This is a genomic window from Cumulibacter manganitolerans (genome assembly GCF_009602465.1).
Classification (GTDB): domain Bacteria; phylum Actinomycetota; class Actinomycetes; order Mycobacteriales; family Antricoccaceae; genus Cumulibacter; species Cumulibacter manganitolerans.
The window spans coordinates 53860-73957 of record NZ_WBKP01000014.1; the positions used below are offsets into that span (position 1 = coordinate 53860).

Below are 20098 nucleotides of genomic sequence, written 5' to 3' on the forward strand. Positions count from 1 at the left end.
CGGCCGTCTCAGCGGCCGGCGCGCACCCGGCGCAGCGACTGCCCGTGCCCGATGGCCTCGCGGAACGCGACGGGCACCTCGACGCGCGAGAACTCCGTAGCGTCGACGGTGACGTAGACGTTGCGCGCGGAGCAGACCGCCTCGCCGTCGCGCAGCGCGGCGAAGTCGACGGTGATCGAGGAGTTCCCGACGTGCACGGCCGACACCGCGATCTCCGCGGAGTCCGGCCAGCGCAGCGAGCCGTGCCAGTCGATCTCGCTGTGCACGACCATCCAGTCCACGCCTTCGGCTTGCGCGCGCTGGTTGCTGTAGCCCAGGGCCGCGGTGTACGCCGTGAACGCCTCGTCGAAGTAGTTCAGGTACCAGCCGTGGAACACCACGTTCTGCTGGTCGGCCTCGTAGTAGCGGACGGCGAGCGGCATCCGCCAGGTGTCCTCGCCGACGTGGACCTCAACGGCCATCGGGGTTCCTCATTCCTCCGTAGTGCGCGTCCCTCAGGAGCCCCGCTGTCAGGTCTGCGGGAACCCGAGGTTGATGCCGCCGTGGCTCGGGTCGAGCCACCGGCTGGTGACGACCTTGCCGCGGGTGAAGAAGTGCACGCCCTCGGTCCCGTGCGCGTGCGTGTCGCCGAACAGCGAATCCTTCCATCCGCCGAACGAGTAGTACGCGACGGGCACCGGGATCGGCACGTTGATACCGATCATGCCGACGGTCGCCTCGTTCTGGAAGCGGCGTGCCGCGCCACCGTCGTTGGTGAAGATCGCGGTGCCGTTGCCGTACGGGTTCGCGTTGATCAGGGCCACTCCCTCGTCGTACGACGCCACCCGCACCACCGAGAGCACCGGGCCGAAGATCTCGTCGCGGTAGATCGACATCTCCGGCGTCACCCGGTCGAACAGCGTCGGGCCGAGCCAGAATCCAGTGTCCGACCCGTCGAACGTCCCGTCGCGGCCGTCGACCACCAGGTCGGCGCCGGCGTCGGAGCCGGCGGCGACGTACGCGGTGACCTTGTCGCGGTGCGCGCCGGTCACCAGCGGCCCCATGTCGGTGCCGCGGGTGCCGTCCCCGGTGCGCAGGCCGGCCATCCGCTCGCGGATCTTCGCGATGAGCTCGTCGGCCACCGGCTCCACCGCGACCAGCGCCGAGATCGCCATGCACCGCTCGCCGGCGGACCCGAAGCCGGCGTTGACCGCCGCGTCCGCGGCCAGGTCGAGGTCGGCGTCCGGCAGCACCAGCATGTGGTTCTTCGCGCCGCCGAGGGCCTGCACGCGCTTGCCGTTGGCGGTCGCCGTCTCGTAGACGTACTTGGCGATCGGGGTCGACCCGACGAACGACACCGATGCGACGTCCGGGTGGTTCAGCAGCGCGTCGACGGCCTCCTTGTCGCCGTGGACGACGTTGAGGACGCCGTCCGGCAGCCCAGCCTCCGTCCAGAGCTGCGCGATCAGGTTGGCGGCGGAGGGGTCCTTCTCCGAGGGCTTGAGCACGACGGCGTTGCCGCAGGCGATCGCGATCGGCACGAACCACAGCGGCACCATCGCCGGGAAGTTGAACGGCGAGATGACCGCGCAGACGCCGAGCGGCTGGCGCAGCGAGTAGACGTCCACGTCGGTCGATGCGTTGGCGGAGTACGAGCCCTTGAGCAGGTGCGGAATGCCGCAGGCGAACTCGGCGACCTCGAGCCCGCGGATCACCTCGCCGCGGGCGTCCGAGAGCACCTTGCCGTGCTCGCCGGTGATCAGCGCCGCGACTTCGTCGGCGCGCGCGGACAGCAGCTCGCGGAACTTGAACAGCACCTGGGTCCGCTTGGCGAGCGAGGTGGCCGCCCACGCCGGCGCCGCATTCGCGGCGCTCGCGACGACCCGCTCGACGTCGCCGGTGGCCGCGAGCGCGACCTGCCGCGCCACCTCACCGGTGGCCGGGTTGTAGACGTCGCCGACCCGCGGCTCCGCGGGCGCCCAGGCCCGACCGTCGATGTAGTGGGCGAGCATCGGCTGGTCCATCGGATCTCCTTTGCAGGTCGCGAACTGCGGCGCCGGACGTCGTCATCCGGCGCGGCCTCCTACACGCTAGCGGCTCGTGGCCGCGGGCGAGTATCGCGCAGCCGGGCGATCGAATCCGCTGGTGACCAAAGGGACTGGTGGGACGCATGTCGTGGTCTCGGCGACCCCGTCGGCTACCGTGGACGGTGCGCACCACGAATCTTCCCCCCACCCCAGGAGTCCTCGTGACCGACTCGCCGGACGCTCCGCACCCCGACACCACCGCCCGAAAGCGCCCGCACACCGTCCGCGCGGCCGCCCTCGGCCTGCTCGCGCTCGCGGCCCTGATCGCCGCGGTGGCGCTGTTCGGCAAGGACGACGATCGCGGCTCCGCGGCCGGGGAGCAGTCGTCGGCGAGCGCCACCAGCGCGTCGTCCGCGCCGACCACGTCGTCCGCGGCCAGCTCCTCGGCGCCGACGACGACGTCCGCACCGCCGGTGCAGACGACGCCGGCCCAGCCGACCCCCACCGACGCGACCTCCGGGCAGAGCGAGGCCCCGGCGCCTCCCGGGGTCACCGTGCTCATCACCAGCCAGACCTGGAACGCGGGCACGAAGTCGATCGAGGTCGTCGGGTCCGTGCAGGGCATCGCCACCGAGACCTCGACCTGCACGGCGACCGCGACGATGGGCACCACCTCGGCGTCCGCGTCCGTACCCGGCACGTTCGACGGACAGGGCACCTCGTGCGGCCTGATCTCGATCTCGATGAGCGGGCGCCCCTCGGGCACCTACCAAGTCGTCATCGCCTTCGACGCCGGCAACGGCGTGGCGAAGTCCAAGCCGGTCAGCGTCGACGTCCCGTAGCCGACCCGCTCCGGCTCGGCGGGCCGGATGTGCGACACCCGGGATCGCTCGCGGTGTCCTGGCTACTTCCGGGTGAACGCCGCGATGCGCTCCTGCGCGTCCGAGCCGCGGCCCCGGCCCTCGAGCACCTCGTACTGCAGCCCGGCATCGAGCGCCGCGCCGTCGGTGACGTCGAGGAGATGCTTGTTGGCCGCGTGCGAGAACACCGAGTTCGCCGCGATCCGGCCGGCGAGCTCCCCCAGGTGCTCCTCGAAACCGGCGGCGGGGACGGCGTACTCCGCCAGGCCGATTCGCACGGCCTCGTCGGCCGAGATCATCTCCGCGGTGAACATCAGCCGCTTGGCGGTGGCTACGCCGACGCGGCGCGGCAGCCGCTGGCTCATGCCCCACACCGGCGTCAGCGCCCACTTCGCGTGGGTGTCGCCGAAGCGCGCGTCGTCCGCAGCCACGATGAAGTCGGCCGCCAGGGCCACCTCGAGGGCGCCCGTGTAGCAGTGGCCGTGGACGGCCGCGACTACGGGCATCGGCAGCTTCTCGAGCATCCGCAGCGTCTCGCTGTGCCAGCCCCGTGACGGGACCGCCTCGCCGGTGGCGATGTCCGCGAGGTCGTGGCCGGCGGAGAAGCACTTCCCGGCTCCGCGCAGGATGACGCACGAGACGGTGTCGTCGTCGCGCAGTTGCTCGACGTGCCCGCGCAGCTCGCGGAACATCGCCACGGTCAGCGCATTGAGCTTCTCGGGGCGGTTCAGGGTCAGCATCACCCAGCCGTCGTGGTTCTCGCGCAGCACCAGGGCCGTCTCGTTCGCTGCCGTCATGGCGGTTTCCTCTCCTCGGGCGCACCGCGACACGGGGCCGGGTACGGCGGCGGTGCTTCGGGTAGCCTGCCGGGGGCGTCGCGCGCGGTCAACCCGTCCATACGCTGGGCATTTCCGACGGTCCCGCGAACTGCGACGCGTTCCACAAGTTCGATAACAATTCGGTAAACCCACGCGTGTTGCGGTGTTCAATTTGTGTAAAAAGTTGTTCCGCACGACCTCAGCAGTCACAGTGGTAACGGCCTTAACGCCGACTTTGACCACGTGAACGAACGCCACCTGCCGAGGTTAAGCACCTGATGCGAGCTCTTCCCGCCCCCCGCCGAGCCCTCTCGCCGGTTGCCCGCCTAGCGACCCTCCTCGGGTCCGCATCGCTGGCGACCGGTCTGCTGGTGGTCCTCCCCGTCGTCAGCTTCGCCAGCCCACCCGCGCCGGTCGCGCCCGCCGTCCAGAACATCGCTCTCGGCAGCCCCGGGGCGCCGGCAGCCGGCGTGGACGTCGTCGACCCCAAGAACAGCGCCGCGCCGGCGCCGAAGTCGGAAACCCCCACCGCGTCGTCGACGACCCCCGATCCGTCGACGACCCCCTCCGGCTCCGGCGCGGCGCAGTCCTCCAGCGCCCAGCCGCCCGCCGCGCCGTCATCCGCGCAGCCACAGCCGACCACCACCGAGGCGCCGTCGCAGCCGGCCACGCCAGGGGCGGGCAAGGCCCAGGACAAGCCGGCTCCGAGTGATGAGACGCAGCCCGCCGCCCCCATGCCGGTCCCCGACGGATCGCAGACCCTCGTCCTCGACAAGGGCGCCACCAAGAGCTTCTCCTCCGTCGGCGTCTCCTGGAAGGGCGACGCTCCGCTCAACGGCATCGCCCTGCAGATCCGCGTGAAGGCCACCGGCTCCGGCCAGTGGTCGGAGTGGAGCGACCTCAGCGTCAACCGGGACATCGCGCCGAACCCGAAGGCCACCGACCAGCGGCAGGGATCGGACCCCTACTGGTTCGGCAGCTCCGACGGGATCGAGGTCGCGGTCACCGTCACGCCCGGCACCGAGATCTCCGACCTCAAGCTCACGCTGATCGATCCGAAGCAGGTCGCCCAGGACGCGGCCCCGTCCGCCGCGCCGACCTCCAGCGCCGGCGCGGCGCTGACCATGCCGGCGGTGTACACCCGCGCGCAGTGGGGCGCGGACGAGTCGCTGTCGGGCTGGGCTCCCCAGTACATGCCCACCATCAAGGCGGCGACCCTGCACCACTCCGCGGACGGCAACAACTACAGCGAGAGCGACGTCCCCGGCCTGATGCGGTCGATCTACTACTACCAGTCGGTCACCCTGGGCTGGGGCGACATCGGCTACAACGTCGTCGTCGACAAGTTCGGGCGCGCCTGGGAGGGCCGCAAGGGCGGCCTCGACCAGCCGGTGGTCGGGGCGCACGCGGGAGGCTTCAACCAGTACACCTTCGGCGTCTCGATGCTCGGCAACTACGACCTCGTCGACGTCCCCGCGGCCACCAAGGAGAAGGTCGCGCAGCTGATCGCGTGGAAGTTCAAGCTGTACGGCGTCGACCCGAACGCCAGCACCCAGCTCACCCAGGTCGGCGGCGCCGGGACGACGGCGAAGTTCTCCGACGGGCAGACCGTCACCCTGCCGACGATCTTCGGCCACCGGCAGACCGGCAACACCGTCTGCCCGGGCCAGTACGGCTACGCTGCGCTGCCCTGGATCCGCTCGCGGGCCGCGCAGATCATGGCGACCCTCGACCCGCCGCCGTACTACTCGCCCGAGGGCGCGCTCGCGGCCGGCGTCGACTCCTCGGGAACGCTCTCGGTGAACGGCTGGCTGATCGACCGATCGGCGATCATGGCGCCGGTCAACGGCGCGGTCACCGTCGACGGCACGGCCGTGCGGTACTTCACCGCCAACGGCCCGCGTCCCGAGCTGGCCAGCTACGGCATCCCCGGCAACCACGGGTTCGCCTTCACCACGACCCTCAGCACCGGCTCCCATCAGGTGTGCCTGTACGCCTCCAACGTCGGTGGTGGCGATTCGAACCTGATCGACTGCAAGACGGTCAACTACAACGTCAAGCCGATCGCCACCATCGGCGCGCTGGCGGCGACCGGCAACGGCAACGCCTCGATCAGCGTCAACGGCTGGGCGTACGACGGCAACGCGCCGTCCCAGCCGGTGGTCACCGTCATCACCACCGACGGCAAGGACGCCCGGTACTTCTACGCCAACGGCCCGCGGCCCGAGCTGGCCAGCTATGGGATGCCCGGCAACCACGGCTTCAACTTCAGCTACGGCGTCCCGACCGACGGCGCGCACAAGGTGTGCATGTACACGATCGAGATCGACAACGGCGCGATGAGCCAGACCGACTGCAAGACGGTGACCGTCAGCGGCAACAACCCGCAGGGCTACTTCACGGCCGCCAAGTCCGGCTCGACGGTGACCGTCGACGGCTGGGCGTTCGACCCCAGCGACCTCTACGCCAACACGACGGTGATGCTCACGCTCAACGGCAAGGTCGTCGCGTACTCCTACGCCAACCGGCCGTTCGCCGACCTGGCCTACTACGGTGTGCCCGGCAACCACGGCTTCCAGACGGCGTTCGGCGCCGGGTCCGGGACCAACAGCGTCTGCCTGTTCGTGATGAACGTCGGCAACGGCGCGGACACCCTGGTGCAGTGCCGCAATGTCTAGCCGACCGGTGATCAGATCGCGCGCCGCGATGGCGCTCGTGGCGCTGCTCGCCGCCGTGCTCCAGGTCGTGCAGACCGGCAGCGAGGCCTCCGCGGTCACGGCCGACCAGTGGCAGGCCGGCAACATCATCTCCAACGGCGCGTTCTTCACCGGCTCGGCGATGACGGCGTCCGAGGTGCAGAGCTTCCTGAACGCCAAGGGCGCGAACTGCACCGACGGCGCCGCGCAGTGCCTGAAGAACTACACGACCAGCACGCCGGCGACCACCGCCGAGGCGGGGCTGTGCGCGGCGATGCCGGCGACGTCCGCCAGCACCGGCGCGCAGATCATCTACAACGTCGGGGCGGCGTGCGGCATCAGCCAGAAGGTCATCCTCGTGATGATCCAGAAGGAGTCGAGCATCGTGACGGCGAGCACGCCGTCCACATCGATGTACAAGGCCACCGCCGGGTTCGCCTGCCCCGACACGGCACCCTGCGACACCCAGTACTACGGCTTCTTCAACCAGGTCTACCGGATGGCCCGCCAGTTCAAGTACTACGCCGCCAACCCGACCCGCTACGGGTACCAGGCGGGGCGCAACAACACAATCCTCTACAACCCCAACACGGCATGCGGATCCGGCACCGTCTACATCGAGAACCAGGCGACCGCCAACCTGTACATCTACACGCCCTACCAGCCCAACAAGGCGGCGCTGGCGAACCTGTACGGCACCGGCGACTCGTGCTCCGCATACGGCAACCGCAACTTCTGGCGGTTCTACAACGACTGGTTCGGGTCGACGCCGCCCCCGCCGCCGCCGGCGCCGGTCTACAACCCGCAGGGCTCGATCGACTCGGTGAGCACCGGGCAGGACGGCGACCTGCGGGTGCAGGGCTGGGCGTACGATAACGACCAGCCGACCGCCCCGGTCAGCGTCAAGCTCTCGGTGGCCGGCACGCAGGTCACCACGGTGAGCGCCAACCAGCCGCGCTCGGACCTGGCGTACTACGGCATCCCCGGCAATCACGGCTTCGACGTCACGGTGAAGGGCCAGGTCGACGGCGACAACGCGGTGTGCGGTGTCGCGGTCAACCTCGGCGGCGGCACCGACGTCGCGCTGGACTGCAAGAACGGCGTGGCCAAGTTCAACCCGATCGACCCGATCGGTTCGCTCGACAGCCTCACCCTCGACGCCAACGGGCTGATCGTCGCCAACGGCTGGGCGTACGACGGCAGCGCGTGGTCGCAGCCGGTCGCGATGATGCTGACCATCAACGGCAACCTGGTCGGCTACGCCAGCGCCGGTGATAAGAAGGCAGACCTGGCGTACTACGGGATCCCGGGCGACCACGGGTTCACCACCACGTTGACGCCCGCGGTCAACGGCAACAACCAGGTGTGCGCGTACGCCGCCAACATCCTGGGCGGGACGACGCAGATGGTCGGCTGCAAGAACATCACGGCGACCGTTCCGGGCAGCCCGACCGGCTACCAGGAGTCGGTGTCGCAAGACGGCTACGGCAACGTGACGGTCAGCGGCTACGCGTACGACCCGAGCAACCTGTACGCCAGCGTCGTCACGGTGATCAGCATGAACGGCAGCCCGACCATCTATCTGTGGGCGGACAAGCCGCGTCCCGAGCTGGCCTACTACGGCGTCCCGGGCAACCACGGCTACAGCTACACCTTCTCGCCGCCCGTCACCGGCGACTCCGTGTCGGTCTGCACGTACGCCGCCAACATCGGCCCCGGCGCCGACAACCCGATCGGCTGCAAGAAGACCGAGATCTTCGTGCCGGGCTCGCCGATCGGCGACCTCAACCCGATCAGCGTCTCGGGCACCTCGATGTCGCTGTCCGGCTGGGCGTGGGACGTCGACGCGCCGTACTCGCCGCTGCGGCTGATCATCACGGTCAACGGCCAGATCAACACGTATCTGTACGCCGACCAGGCCGAGCCCAACCTCGCGCCGTACGGGATCCCCGGCAAGCACGGCTTCTCGCGGACCCTCCCGAAGCCGGCCGCGGGCAGCACCGTGTGCGCGTACGCGGCCAACGAAGGAGCGGGGCTCAACCGGTTCGTGGGCTGCCGCAAGGTCTAAGGGGGCTCGCAGGATTCGCCGGTAGGGTCCACTACCGCCAAGTAGCAGTGCCACCTTCACGAACGAGGAAGCCATGACCTCACGCGCCGGGCGTTCGCTCGTCGTCATCCCGACGTACAACGAGGCCGACAACATCTGCACGATCGTGCGCCGGCTGCGCGCGGCCGAGCCGGACGTCGACGTGCTGATCGTCGACGACGGATCACCCGACGGCACCGGCGAGCTCGCCGACTCGCTCGCGCGGGCCGACGAGCAGATCCACGTGCTGCACCGCAGCGGGAAGTCGGGTCTCGGCGCGGCGTACGTTGCCGGCTTCCGGTGGGCCCTCGAGCGCCGGTACGACGTGGTCGTCGAGATGGACGCCGACGGCTCGCACCAGCCCGAGCAGCTCGGCCGGATCCTCGGCGCGATCGGCAGCGCCGACGCGGTGATCGGCTCGCGCTGGGTGCCCGGCGGGTCGATCGCGAACTGGCCGCGCGAGCGCGAGCTGCTGTCGCGGCTCGGGAACCTCTACATCCGCGGCCTGCTCGGCCTGCCGCTGCGCGACGTGACCGCCGGCTTCCGCGCATACCGGGCGGACACACTGCGCGCGATCGGCCTGGACGACGTCCAGTCGCAGGGCTACTGCTTCCAGACCGACCTCTCGCGCCGCGTCGTGCAGCGCGGGATGTCCGTGATCGAGGTGCCCATCGACTTCATCGAGCGGGAGATCGGCGACTCGAAGATGAACGCCGACATCATGCGCGAGTCGCTGGTGAAGGTGACCGCGTGGGGCATCGCCGACCGCTCGGCGCAGCTGCGGCGCGCCTGGCGCCGCTGGAAGCGTCGCGCGGCGGCCGTCCGGTCATCGGTCTCCCGCGACGAGGGCTAGCGGTAGAAGTCCCACGCCGAGGACACCACGTCCTCGAGGCCGCGGCCGGGGGTCCAGCCGAGCAGCTGCCCCGCCCGGGCGTTGGAGGCGACCAGGCGGGCCGGGTCTCCCGGGCGCCGTCCGGCCGGCTGCTCGACGATGGGCCGTCCGGTCACCCGCCGCGCCGTCTCGACGACCTCCCGCACGGAGTAGCCGGTGCCGGTCCCGAGGTTGATCACCGCATGGCCGGTGACGTCGGCTCCCAGCGCGCGCAGGTGCGCCTGCGCGAGATCCTCGACGTGCAGGTAGTCGCGCACGCAGGTGCCATCGGGGGTGGGGTAGTCCGCGCCGAACACGGTCACCGGCGTGCCCTCGCGCGCGGCGCGCAGCACCAGCGGTACCAGGTGGGTCTCGGGGTCGTGCCGCTCGCCGAGGCCGCGGGCGCTGCCCCCGACGTTGAAGTAGCGCAGCGAGATCGCGCTGAACCCGTCGCCGCAGAACGACGCGAGCAGGTGGTCGACGGCCAGCTTCGTCGCGCCGTAGGTGTTGACCGGCCGCGCCGGATGGTCCTCGTCGATGACCGGCGCGATCGGCTCGCCGTACACGGCGGCCGTCGAGGAGAACACCAGGCGCGGCACGCCGATGGCGCGCAGCGCCCGCACCAGCTGCAGGGAGCCGACGACGTTCGTCTCCCAGTACAGGTCCGGCTCGGCGACGGACTGCGCGACCAGCGAGCGCGCCGCGAAGTGCATCGCCGCATCGAACGGCCGGCGCAGCAGCCGGGGCGCGTTGTGGATCGAGCCCTCGATGAGCTCGGCGTCTGGGGGGACGGCGTCACGATGCCCGGTCGAGAGGTCGTCGAGCACCGTCACCCGATGACCGGCCGCGATGAGCGCGTGCACGCAGACCGACCCGATGTACCCGGCGCCGCCCGCCACGAGGATCTCCATGTCGCCCATTGTGGGGCACGACCACGGCGGTCTCGCGGTGGGTGGCACCACGCTAAACGGCCGAAAGCGGGGGACAACCCACCGCATCGGAGCGTCGTGATGAGGCGTACAGGCCTCGATCGCCCGGCGGGAGGAGCCCGGGAAGTAGCATCAGGATCTACCTGCCCGCCGTCCGGCGCGGCCGGTCCGCGCCGCGCCCCCAATCGGAAGTCGAAGCTGTAGTGCCTAACGCCAATCCTGTCGCCGAGGTCTGGAAGTACCGCGGGCTCATCGGCAACTTCGCGAGCCGCGAGCTCAAGGGTCAGTACAAGGGCTCGGCGCTCGGGTCGCTGTGGGCGCTCGCCAACCCGCTCGCCACCCTGGGCATCTACAGCCTGGTGTTCGGATTCTTCCTGAAGTTCCCGCCGCGCACGTCCGGCAACGGCGAGCTGGCCAGCTTCCCGCTGTTCCTGTTCACCGCGCTGGTCGTCTGGAACTTCTTCAACAACGTCACCACCGGCAGCATGGGCGCGTTGGTCAACGCGGGGCCGCTGCTGCGCAAGATCTACTTCCCGCCGTTCGCGCCGGTGTTCGGCTCGGCCATCGCGGCGCTGAACCAGACCGCGATCGAGTTCGGGCTGCTGCTGGTCGTGCTGCTAATCTTCGGCAACGTCAGCTGGACCTGGCTGCTGCTGCCGGTCCTCCTGCTACTGCTGGCTGCGTTCGCGGTCGGTATCGGCATGTTCCTGGCGATGCTCAACGCGCGGTACCGCGACGTGCACCACATCGTCGGCGTCGTGCTGAGCTTCTTCTTCTACACCGCGCCGATCGTGTACCCGATCGCGCTGGTCCGCGACAAGTACGCCGAGCACCCGTGGCTCGAGCTCTACGAGTGGAACCCGCTCACGGTCTTCGTCGAGTCGTTCCGCAACGTCCTGTGGGACCTGCAGTTCCCGGGCTGGGGCAACATGGGCTACATGCTGCTGTGGTCCGCGGTCGCGCTCGGCGGTGGCTGGCTGTTCTTCCAGAGCCGGTCGCGCGACGTCAGCGAGGAGCTGTAGATGAGCGCCGACCCAGTGACCCCCGAGGTGCGTCCCGTGGCGCGTGAGCGGTTCGCCCAGAAGCCGGTGGCCCCCGAGGACGTCGCGATCTCGATCCGGGGCGTGTCGAAGAAGTTCCGGGTCTTCACCGACCGCAAGACCAACCTCAAGGAGCTGTTCACCGACCGCAAGCGCTCGAACCGCACCGAGGAGTTCTGGGCGCTACGGGACATCTCCTTCGACATCCCCAAGGGCAAGACGTTCGGGCTGATCGGGCACAACGGGTCCGGCAAGTCGACGCTGCTGAAGCTGATCGCCGGCATCCACCGCCCGAGCAGCGGCGAGATCACCAGCGCCGGCCGGATCTCGGCGATGCTCGAGCTCGGCGCCGGGTTCCACCCGGAGCTGTCCGGGCGCGAGAACATCTACCTGAACGGCTCGATCCTCGGGCTCACCCGCAAGCAGATCAACGAGGCGATGGACAAGATCATCGACTTCTCGGGGCTGCGGGAGTTCATCGACACCCCCGTGAAGGTCTACTCCTCGGGCATGTTCGTACGTCTCGGGTTCGCGATCGCGGTCAACCTGGAGCCGGAGATCCTGGTCATCGACGAGGTCATCGCCGTCGGTGACGAGGAGTTCCAGCGCAAGTGCTTCGATCACCTCTACGAGCTGCGGCGCAAGGGCGTCACGATCATCCTGGTCTCGCACAGCCTCGGGCTGATGGCCGAGCTGTGTGACGAGGTCGCGTGGCTCGATCACGGCGTCCTGCAGGGCGTGGGCAAGGCGCGCGACCTCACCGACGCATACCTCGAGTCCGTCAACAAGCGCGAGGCCGAGAGCGCCGGCGAATCCAACGAGTACCACGACCAGGTGGCCGACGCCGGCCGCCGTAGCACCGGCGAGATCCACGTCACCGGCGTCGAGTTCCTCGGCCGGGCCGGCGAGCCGGCCGGGTTCCTCAGCACGGGGGAGCGGGCGACCATCCGGGTGCGGTACGAGGCGGCGAGCGCGCTGGAGATGGCCGCCTTCGGGATCAGCATCGACCACGAGTCCGGCTTCCACATCACCGACATGAACTCGGGGCACGCGCGCGGCGGCGACCCGATCCCGGCCGGTGCCGGACACATCGACTTCGTCATCGACGAGCTGCCGCTGATGCCGGGCGTGTACGAGCTGTCCACCATCGTCTCGCACCAGGCGAAGGTCTTCGAGTCCCGCGAGCGTGCCTTCAAGCTCACCGTGCGCACCAACGACTCGACGCTGGGCGGCGGTGTCGCCCGTACCGTCGGCAGCTGGACGCTGCCCTCCTCCGGCGGCTGAGCCGCCCGGGCAGCTGAGCGGTCCCGTCGCGGGGCGGTCCGGAAACCGACAGCCCAGGGAGCCACTGGGCACTCCGGGTGGACAGCGGCCCTCTCGCGCGTCGTTTCGGCGGTTGATCAGGCGGCCGGCGCCGCCCGGCCGATTGGCTCGGGCGCTGCGGCCGAGTCGCATCGGGCGCTGTCGCCGAGTCGGCTCGGGCGCTGCCGCCTTCCGACGGGGCGCTCAGCGCAGCCGGCGCCCGAGCGCGTCGGCCTTGCGCCGGGCCAGCGCCTTCCAGGACTTCAGGCGCTCGCGAGGGGTTTGCGCGAACACCAGCTCCTCCAGCTCGACCACCCGTTGGGTGAGCTGCTCGAACTGCGCCACGATCCGGTTGTTCTGGCTGACCAGGTTGCGGTTGAGCTCGGCCAGGGCGGTGTTCTGCTCACGGATCAGCTGGTTCGCCTCGTGCATTCGGCTGTCGGTGTCGTTGGTCAGCTGCGCGACCTGGTTGTTGATGTTGTGGAGCAGGCTGAGGTTCTGGTCGTGGCGGATCCGGGTGAGCTGGTCGCCGCGGTCGATGAGCTCGGTGAGGTAGAGCAGCGTGCCGAGGTGGTCGTGCTCGCGCACGTCCTCCCGCAGGTAGCGGTCCCGGATCGTCCGGTCGAAGCTGGTGTGGTCCTGCGCGGCGGCGATCACGCTGTTGCCCAGGTCGCCCTCGGCGTTCTCCCGCTGGTGCCAGAACGCCAACGGCGGGCCGTCGATGAACCCGACGTGGTAATGCTGCAGCATGCGCAGGTTGAAGTCCCAGTCGGCGAGGACCGGCAGATCCTCGGCGTACCCGCCGACCGTGTCGTGGACGGCGCGCCGGTACAGCAGCGAGATGGGCGGTGCGTAGTTGCGGCGGATCATCTCGAACAGCGTCACGTCGGTCATGTTCGAGGCGAGGATCTCGCGGCGATCGGTCGTGATCCGCTCGCCTTCGACGGTCTCGTAGACGACCTCGGTGCGCACCGCGACGCCGCCGTCGTCCGGCGTGGCCTCGAGGTGCGCCACCGTGCGGGTGAGGAACTCCGGGGCCCAGGTGTCGTCGTCGTCGTGCACGACGACGTACGCCGACTCGCTGTTGCGCAGCCCCACGTTCATGGCGGCCTCGCGGCCGGCGGACCGCTCGTTGTGGACGACGTGGATCCGGCCGCGGGCGCGCTCGGAGACCTCGGCCACGCACTGCTCCACGGGCCCCCGGTCGCCGGCGTCGTTCACGACCACCAGCACGTAGTCCTCGAAGGACTGCGCCAGCACGGAATCGAGGGCCCTGCGCAGGAGGACGGGACGGTTCTTGGTGCGAGTGATGACCGCTACCTTCGCCTGCGGCAGAGTGCTCATGCGATTCCTTCGTCCGGGTACGGGCTGGGCAGATGATCCCATACCCGCCGCCGTGAGGACGTCGCCGAATCGCGCGCCGACCACCGGCGACCGGACGAATCTCACGGAACTGGCACCGGCGACCGGCAAATCCGAGGGGTGTGGGCCGATACCATATAGCGTCGATCGCGAAACGCCCCGTGCGGCTGTGCGCTGCGCCCGCCCGAGCCGAAACGTAAAAGGAGTCGTCAGTGCGACGCATCATCTTCTACCTGTTCTACGACTCGCAGGGCGTCGTCGACGACTACATCCCCTACAAGCTCAAGGCGCTGCGCGAGCACGCCGAGCACATCTTCGTCGTCTCCAACTCGAAGATCACCGACGAGGGGCGGGCCAAGCTCGAGGCCGTCGCCGACACGGTATGGGAGCGCGAGAACGTCGGGTTCGACGTCTGGGGCTACAAGGAGGCGATGGAGCACTACGGCATGGACCGGCTCGCGGAGTACGACGAGCTGATCCTGATGAACTACACGTTCTTCGCGCCGATCTTCCCCTTCAGCGAGACCTTCGAGAAGATGGACGCCCAGGAGCTCGACTTCTGGGGCGTCACCGCGCACAAGGCCGTCGACCCGCACCCGTTCCCCGGACAGACCGGGGTGCTGCCGATGCACATCCAGTCGCACTGGATCGCCGTCCGCAAGCAGATGTTCACCTCCCACGAGTTCCGCTCGTACTGGGCGGACATGCCGATGATCACGTCGTACGAGCAGTCGATCACCCAGCACGAGTCGAAGTTCACCCAGCATTTCGCCGGCAAGGGCTTCCGGTACCAGATCACCTTCCCGCCGGAGAACTATCCGACAGATCACCCGGTGTTCCAGTCGGCGGACATGATGATCGACGACCGCTGCCCGATCCTCAAACGGCGGATGTTCTTCCACGAGTCGACCTACCTCGACCGCGAGGCGATCATCGGCAAGCGGGTGATGGACAAGATCGCCAAGGAGACCGACTACCCGGTCGAGCTGATCTGGGAGAACGTCGTCCGGTCGGCCGAACCGCGCACGCTGTACACCAACTTCTCGATGCTCGAGGTCGTCAACGAGATCGAGACCGGTCCGGCGCTGAGCAAGCAGCCCCGCGTCGCGGTGATGGCGCACATGTACTACGAGGACATGGTCGACGAGGTGATGGGCTACATCACGCACGTGCCCGCGCCGTACGACCTGATCGTGACCACCGTCAGCGAGGACAAGAAGCGCGTCATCGAGCAGTCCCTGCAGAAGTACGACATCAACAAGGTCGACGTGCGGGTCATGGACCAGAACCGGGGCCGCGACATGGCCGCCATGCTGATCACCTGCAAGGACGTCCTGACCTCCGGCGCCTACGACCTCATCTGCCGCATCCACTCCAAGAAGTCCCCGCAGAACAGCTACAACACCGCCAAGCTGTTCAAGGACCACATGTTCGACAACCTGCTCTACACCGACGGGTACGTCGCGAACATCCTGCGGCTGTTCGACCAGGAGAAGACCCTCGGGATGGTGTTCCCGCCGGTGGTCAACATCGGCTACCCGACGCTCGGGCACTCCTGGTTCACCAACCGGGGCTGGGCCTGGCACTACGCGCAGGAGATGGGGCTGCACACCCACTTCGACCGGACCACGCCGGTCGCGCCGTACGGCACGATGTTCTGGTTCCGCCCGGAGGCACTGCTGAAGATGTCGCAGTACCCGTGGGTGCACTCGGACTACCCGCCCGAGCCCGGCCACAACGACGGCGGCCTCGCGCACGTGCAGGAGCGGCTGCTGGCCTACACCGTGATGGACGCCGGCTACCACGTGCGGTCGGTCATCAACCGCGACTGGGCCGCGATCAACTACACGTTCATGGAGTACAAGCTGCAGCGCATCTCCTCGATGCTGCCGGCGTACACCCAGGACCAGGTCGACTACCTGGAGAAGCTGCAGCGCGAGGAGCCGCTGGCCGCGCAGCTCAAGCAGGAGCTCCGATCCCGCTTCCCGACGCTCGCCAAGGTCGTGACGCCCGGCTACAAGGCGGCTCGCAAGGGCTACCGCGCCGGCCGGTCACTGCGGCACCGGTAGGGCCGGACGATGCCGATCACCCTCGCCGAAGCGTTCAACCCGCGGCACAACGCCATCGGGTTCCTGCGCTGGCTCATGGCCTTCGCGGTCATCTTCTCGCATGCCGGGCCGCTCGCCGACTTCTACGGCGGCCACGACCTCGGCACCCAGTTCTCCACCGAGCAGTCGCTCGGCGGCGTCGCGGTCTGCGGCTTCTTCTTCCTGTCCGGCTTCCTGATCACCAAGAGCCGCCAGGGCAGCTCGACGATCTTCCGGTACTTCTGGCGCCGCATCGTGCGCATCATCCCCGCTTTCTGGGCCGCGCTGCTGCTCACCGCGTTCGTGCTCGCCCCGCTCGCCTGGCGCAAGGAGCGCGGCACCTGGGCGGGCTACTGGTCGGCGCCGGTCGACTCCCCGCTGACGTACTTCAGCAACAACATGTTCCTGCGCTTCAACCAGCACAACATCGCCCAGCTGGGGGCCAACATCCCGCTCGGGCAGAAGGGCGGCTTCGACTGGAACGGCTCGGCCTGGACGCTGCTGTTCGAGTTCAAGGGCTACCTGATCATCGGCGTGTTCGGCTTGTTCGGCATCCTCGGCTACCGGTGGCTGGCCGCCGCGGCGTTCGGCATCATGCTGATGCTCAACACCATGACCTGGGGCGGCTTCGGCAACCCCGCCTACCTCGATCCGCTGCTGCGCGACTACCGCAACGTCATGGTCCTGACGCCGTTCTTCTTCGGCATCATGTTCGCGCTGTTCGGTGACAGGATCCGCATCGACGACCGGCTCGCGATAGCCGCCGGCGGCATGGCGTTCTTCACCTACTTCATCGGCTCCGGCTGGCTGATCTACGGCCAGTTCGGCTTCCTCTACCTGCTGATGTGGTGCGCCGTCCGGCTGCCGCTGACCAACTGGGAGAAGTACGGCGACTTCTCGTACGGCATCTATATCTACGCCTGGCCGCTGATGCAGCTCGCGGCGTACTTCGGGCTGCAGCACCACGGCTGGTGGGTCTACCACGTGACGCTCGTCGTGGTGATCCACATCGTCGCGTTCGTCTCGTACCACCTGCTCGAGAAGCGCGCGATGGCGCTGAAGAACTGGACCCCGGCCTGGATGGAGAGGCTGATCGCGACCGGCAAGCCGGGGGTCGACCGGGTGAAGGCCAGGCTGGTCAACCCCCGGTACTCCTCGAGCCACTTCGCGCGCCGGGTGCGCGACGCGGAGGCGACGGCGAAGGCCGACGTCGATTCGGACCGGCTCACCACGCACGTCATCTCCGAGCGGGTCGACAGCACCGAGCCGCTGACCGCCGACCATGGCGAGCGCACCGACGCCGACGCCGGTCGGACGGCGCCCGCGGACCTCCCCGAGGCGCTCGAGACGACCGCCCCCGAGACGCGCGCCGAGTCCACGAGCGCCGGGGCCAAGCGATGACCGCCACGGCTGCGGCCGCCGCGAAGCCCGGCGCGCCGGTCGATCCCGAGCCGCCACGCCGCCGAGCGACCGTCAAGGACTGGATCAACCGCAGCCTGCTCGTCCTGATCGCGATCCTCGTCGTCGTCGCGGCGTTCGTGCTGCCCCGGATCTACGACGCGAAGTACCAGGTGCGCGACCGCGGAGTCGGCGCCGCCCAGCCCGCCCCGGTGCTCAGCCCCGACCAGGAGGCGCTGTACGTCGACAAGACGGTCACGTCCGCTGCGCATCCCGGGGCCGTCGTGGAGGGCAAGGACGGCTACTACTTCCTCGGCGACACGCAGAACGCCAACTTCTCGCAAGCCGTCGGCCGGCGCGCCTACTCGCCCGCCGAGGTCGACCAGGAGGCCGGCGCGCTACGGGCCCAGCAGGTGTACCTCGCGTCCCAGGGGATCCCGCTCGCCTTCGTCGTCGCACCGGCCAAGTGGGAGATCTACCCGGACAAGCTGCCGGCCTGGACCGACGGCCTGCCGATGACGCACATCTTCGACCAGCTGCGCAAGGCGTATCCGGACCTCCCGCTGGTCGACGTCCGCCAGGACCTGCGGGACGCCCGCAAGACCGCCGACACCTACTCGCCGATGAACAGCCACTGGACCGACTACGGCGCCGCCGTCGCGTTCGAGGGCATCGCCGCGTGGCTGGAGAAGCACGCGCAGTCGATCGGCGCGGTCCCGGTGCCGAAGGTCGACGGCGTGCAGACGAAGCCCGACTACAACAACGAGCTCGACCCGCTGTACGGCATCAAGGGCACCAACCCGTGGACCGTCCCGCAGTACTCCGCGCCGCTGCCGGGATACCAGCTCACCCTCGCCGGCGGCCAGCCGGCGCAGGTGCCCGGCGGCACCGCGATCGACGCGAGCACCATGCCGGCGGAGACCAGCAACCCGGCGGCCCCGAACAAGAAGCGGGTGCTGGTGCTGGCCGACTCGACGACCACGGCCCTGTCGCCGCTGCTGGCGGCCACCTTCGCCGAGACCAAGATGGTCCGGCACTACCTGGACGCGCCCGGTCTGGCGCCGTCCGTCCCGCAGCTGGTCGCCGACTTCAAGCCCGACCTCGTGCTGTACTCGATGACCGAGCGGCACTTCAACCAGCCGCTGGCGGACGGACCGGTGTGGGACGGCGCCAACCGCTTCACGGCGTCCAAGGACACCGTCGCCTCGTGGCCCCAGGCCGATCCGGACGCGTGCAGCGGACCGGCCAACCTGTCGCAGCCGCTGACCTGCCGGGTGGACGCCGGCACGGCGGTCGCGCTGAAGGTCACGGCCACCAGCGACAAGCCCGCCGACGTGCAGCTGACCGCGGGCGACCACAAGGTCGCCCTGCACCTGGGCTCCGGTCCGAGCACCACGTACGCCGTGCTGCCGTCGCAGATCGCCAAGAACGACATCGTCATGACCGCGATCACGGCGGGGGCCTCGGCAAATATCACGGGCGTCGAGATCCGAGCGGTAACGTAGTCCCGACTTCATCCACGAGCAGAAAGCTGCGAAACATTGGCTAAGACGTGCCTGGTCACCGGCGGCGCGGGATTCATCGGCTGCGCGCTGAGCTCCCGCCTGCCCGAGCACTTCGACCGCGTGATCGCGATGGACAACATGCACCCGCAGGTGCACCAGTCGCCCGAGCGCCCGGCCGACCTCGACGAGCGGGTCGAGTTCGTCGTGGGCGACGTGACCAAGCCCGAGGACTGGGACCGTCTGCTGGCCGACGTGTCGCCGACGCACATCATCCACCTCGCGGCCGAAACCGGCACCGGGCAGTCCCTGCGTGAGGCGACCCGGCACGCCGACGTCAACGTCGTCGGCACCACCCAGATGCTCGACGCGCTCGTGCGCCACGAGAAGCTGCCGGAGAAGATCGTCCTCACCTCGAGCCGCGCCGTGTACGGCGAGGGCAAGTGGGTCGACGCGCAGGGGAACGAGACCTACCCCGGGCAGCGCTCCCGCCAGATGCTCGAATCGGGCACCTGGGACTTCCCGGGCCTGACCGCGACGCCATTCAACTCCGCCAAGGTCGAACCGCGCCCGACCAGCGTCTACGGGTCCACCAAGCTCGCCCAGGAGCACATCCTGAAGTCGTGGGCGCTGTCGATGAACGTCACCCCGGTGATCTACCGGCTGCAGAACGTCTACGGCCCCGGCCAGTCGCTGATCAACCCGTACACCGGCATCGTGTCGCTGTTCGCCCAGAAGGCGAAGGCCGGCGAGGTCATCCCGGTGTACGAGGACGGCGAGATCATCCGCGACTTCGTCTTCATCGACGACGTCGCCGCGTCGATCGTGCTCGGCACGCTGCATTCGGGCGCCAACGAGAACGCGTACGACATCGGCTCCGGCGAGGCGACCAGCATCCTCGACCTGGCCAAGATCGCCGCGAGCATCTACGACGCGCCCGAGCCGCAGATCAACGGGATGTTCCGCGACGGCGACGTCCGCGCGGCGTCCTGCACCATCGACGACAGCAAGGCCGCGCTCGGCTGGGAGCCGAAGGTCATGGTGGCCGAGGGCGTACGCCGGCTGTGCCGCTGGATCGACACCGGCGAGCGCGACTGACCCCGCCCGACCGTTCTGCGGGGCAGTAGGACACGCTATCGGC

Annotated in this window: 15 protein-coding genes; 10 read left to right on the forward strand and 5 right to left on the reverse strand. The window is 69.2% G+C overall.

The genetic code is table 11. The features are described from left to right. Positions 1-8: 8 nt before the first annotated feature. Complete coding sequence (locus tag F8A92_RS07530; RefSeq protein ID WP_153504550.1) at positions 9-461, reverse strand: acyl-CoA thioesterase; 453 nt, start codon at positions 459-461, stop codon at positions 9-11. Between the two features lie 48 nt (positions 462-509). Further along, positions 510-2003, reverse strand: a complete 1494-nt coding sequence (locus tag F8A92_RS07535) for a CoA-acylating methylmalonate-semialdehyde dehydrogenase (protein ID WP_153504551.1) — start codon at positions 2001-2003, stop codon at positions 510-512. Positions 2004-2227: 224 nt separating this feature from the next. Here F8A92_RS07535 and F8A92_RS07540 point away from each other — a divergent pair, with 224 nt between their 5' ends. Further along, the gene (locus F8A92_RS07540) at positions 2228-2848 is read left to right on the forward strand and encodes a hypothetical protein (protein WP_153504552.1); all 621 of its coding nucleotides are present in this window, start codon (positions 2228-2230) and stop codon (positions 2846-2848) included. 62 nt (positions 2849-2910) lie between these two features. Here F8A92_RS07540 and F8A92_RS07545 read toward each other — a convergent pair whose 3' ends face one another. After that, on the reverse strand, positions 2911-3663 hold the full coding sequence (locus tag F8A92_RS07545; RefSeq protein WP_153504553.1) for an enoyl-CoA hydratase/isomerase family protein: 753 nt from the start codon (positions 3661-3663) through the stop codon (positions 2911-2913). 392 nt (positions 3664-4055) lie between these two features. On the opposite strand from F8A92_RS07545, the gene F8A92_RS07550 reads away from it, so the two are divergent. The 3 genes from F8A92_RS07550 (at position 4056) to F8A92_RS07560 (ending at position 9319) form a co-directional block, all read left to right on the forward strand. After that, positions 4056-6362 carry an N-acetylmuramoyl-L-alanine amidase gene (locus tag F8A92_RS07550; RefSeq protein WP_153504554.1) on the forward strand — a complete coding sequence of 769 codons (2307 nt, stop codon included), beginning with the start codon at positions 4056-4058 and terminating at the stop codon, positions 6360-6362. Then, entirely contained in the window at positions 6355-8448 is a 2094-nt protein-coding gene (locus F8A92_RS18570; protein ID WP_194291402.1) for a hypothetical protein, read from the forward strand. The genes F8A92_RS07550 and F8A92_RS18570 overlap by 8 nt, the downstream gene beginning before the upstream one ends. Before the next feature lie 73 nt (positions 8449-8521). Beyond that, entirely contained in the window at positions 8522-9319 is a 798-nt protein-coding gene (locus F8A92_RS07560) for a polyprenol monophosphomannose synthase (RefSeq protein ID WP_153504555.1), read from the forward strand. Here F8A92_RS07560 and galE read toward each other — a convergent pair. Beyond that, positions 9316-10248, reverse strand: coding sequence for a UDP-glucose 4-epimerase GalE (galE, locus tag F8A92_RS07565; protein WP_153504556.1), 933 nt, complete (start codon positions 10246-10248; stop codon positions 9316-9318). The genes F8A92_RS07560 and galE overlap by 4 nt on opposite strands. A gap of 221 nt (positions 10249-10469) precedes the next feature. On the opposite strand from galE, the gene F8A92_RS07570 reads away from it, so the two are divergent. Beyond that, on the forward strand, positions 10470-11288 hold the full coding sequence (locus F8A92_RS07570; protein ID WP_194291403.1) for an ABC transporter permease: 819 nt from the start codon (positions 10470-10472) through the stop codon (positions 11286-11288). Continuing rightward, the gene (locus F8A92_RS07575) at positions 11289-12590 is read left to right on the forward strand and encodes an ABC transporter ATP-binding protein (protein ID WP_153504558.1); all 1302 of its coding nucleotides are present in this window, start codon (positions 11289-11291) and stop codon (positions 12588-12590) included. Between the two features lie 222 nt (positions 12591-12812). Here the strand turns inward: F8A92_RS07575 and F8A92_RS07580 are convergent, their stop codons facing one another. Next, positions 12813-13952, reverse strand: coding sequence for a glycosyltransferase family 2 protein (locus F8A92_RS07580; RefSeq protein WP_194291404.1), 1140 nt, complete (start codon positions 13950-13952; stop codon positions 12813-12815). A gap of 230 nt (positions 13953-14182) precedes the next feature. Here F8A92_RS07580 and F8A92_RS07585 point away from each other — a divergent pair, with 230 nt between their 5' ends. The 4 genes from F8A92_RS07585 to F8A92_RS07600 are packed head-to-tail and all read left to right on the forward strand — an operon-like array spanning position 14183 to position 20055. Further along, positions 14183-16039, forward strand: coding sequence for a rhamnan synthesis F family protein (locus tag F8A92_RS07585; protein WP_153504560.1), 1857 nt, complete (start codon positions 14183-14185; stop codon positions 16037-16039). A 9-nt stretch (positions 16040-16048) separates the two neighbouring features. Beyond that, a complete protein-coding gene (locus tag F8A92_RS07590) occupies positions 16049-17458 on the forward strand; it encodes an acyltransferase family protein (protein WP_153504561.1) in 1410 nt (469 codons plus the stop codon). After that, positions 17455-18960, forward strand: coding sequence for an alginate O-acetyltransferase AlgX-related protein (locus F8A92_RS07595; protein ID WP_153504562.1), 1506 nt, complete (start codon positions 17455-17457; stop codon positions 18958-18960). Before F8A92_RS07590 ends, F8A92_RS07595 begins: the two co-directional genes overlap by 4 nt. A gap of 36 nt (positions 18961-18996) precedes the next feature. Then, positions 18997-20055 carry an NAD-dependent epimerase/dehydratase family protein gene (locus F8A92_RS07600; protein ID WP_153504563.1) on the forward strand — a complete coding sequence of 353 codons (1059 nt, stop codon included), beginning with the start codon at positions 18997-18999 and terminating at the stop codon, positions 20053-20055. The last annotated feature ends 43 nt before the right edge of the window (positions 20056-20098 follow it).

What these genes read in the sequence shown, in the direction of transcription:
- F8A92_RS07530 (WP_153504550.1), bottom strand. Translation starts at nt 461, where the DNA reads ATGGCCGTTGAGGTCCACGTCGGCGAGGACACCTGGCGGATGCCGCTC.
- F8A92_RS07535 (WP_153504551.1), bottom strand. Translation starts at nt 2,003, where the DNA reads ATGGACCAGCCGATGCTCGCCCACTACATCGACGGTCGGGCCTGGGCG.
- F8A92_RS07545 (WP_153504553.1), bottom strand. Translation starts at nt 3,663, where the DNA reads ATGACGGCAGCGAACGAGACGGCCCTGGTGCTGCGCGAGAACCACGAC.
- F8A92_RS18570 (WP_194291402.1), top strand. Translation starts at nt 6,355, where the DNA reads ATGTCTAGCCGACCGGTGATCAGATCGCGCGCCGCGATGGCGCTCGTG.
- F8A92_RS07560 (WP_153504555.1), top strand. Translation starts at nt 8,522, where the DNA reads ATGACCTCACGCGCCGGGCGTTCGCTCGTCGTCATCCCGACGTACAAC.
- galE (WP_153504556.1), bottom strand. Translation starts at nt 10,248, where the DNA reads ATGGAGATCCTCGTGGCGGGCGGCGCCGGGTACATCGGGTCGGTCTGC.
- F8A92_RS07575 (WP_153504558.1), top strand. Translation starts at nt 11,289, where the DNA reads ATGAGCGCCGACCCAGTGACCCCCGAGGTGCGTCCCGTGGCGCGTGAG.
- F8A92_RS07580 (WP_194291404.1), bottom strand. Translation starts at nt 13,952, where the DNA reads ATGAGCACTCTGCCGCAGGCGAAGGTAGCGGTCATCACTCGCACCAAG.
- F8A92_RS07590 (WP_153504561.1), top strand. Translation starts at nt 16,049, where the DNA reads ATGCCGATCACCCTCGCCGAAGCGTTCAACCCGCGGCACAACGCCATC.
- F8A92_RS07595 (WP_153504562.1), top strand. Translation starts at nt 17,455, where the DNA reads ATGACCGCCACGGCTGCGGCCGCCGCGAAGCCCGGCGCGCCGGTCGAT.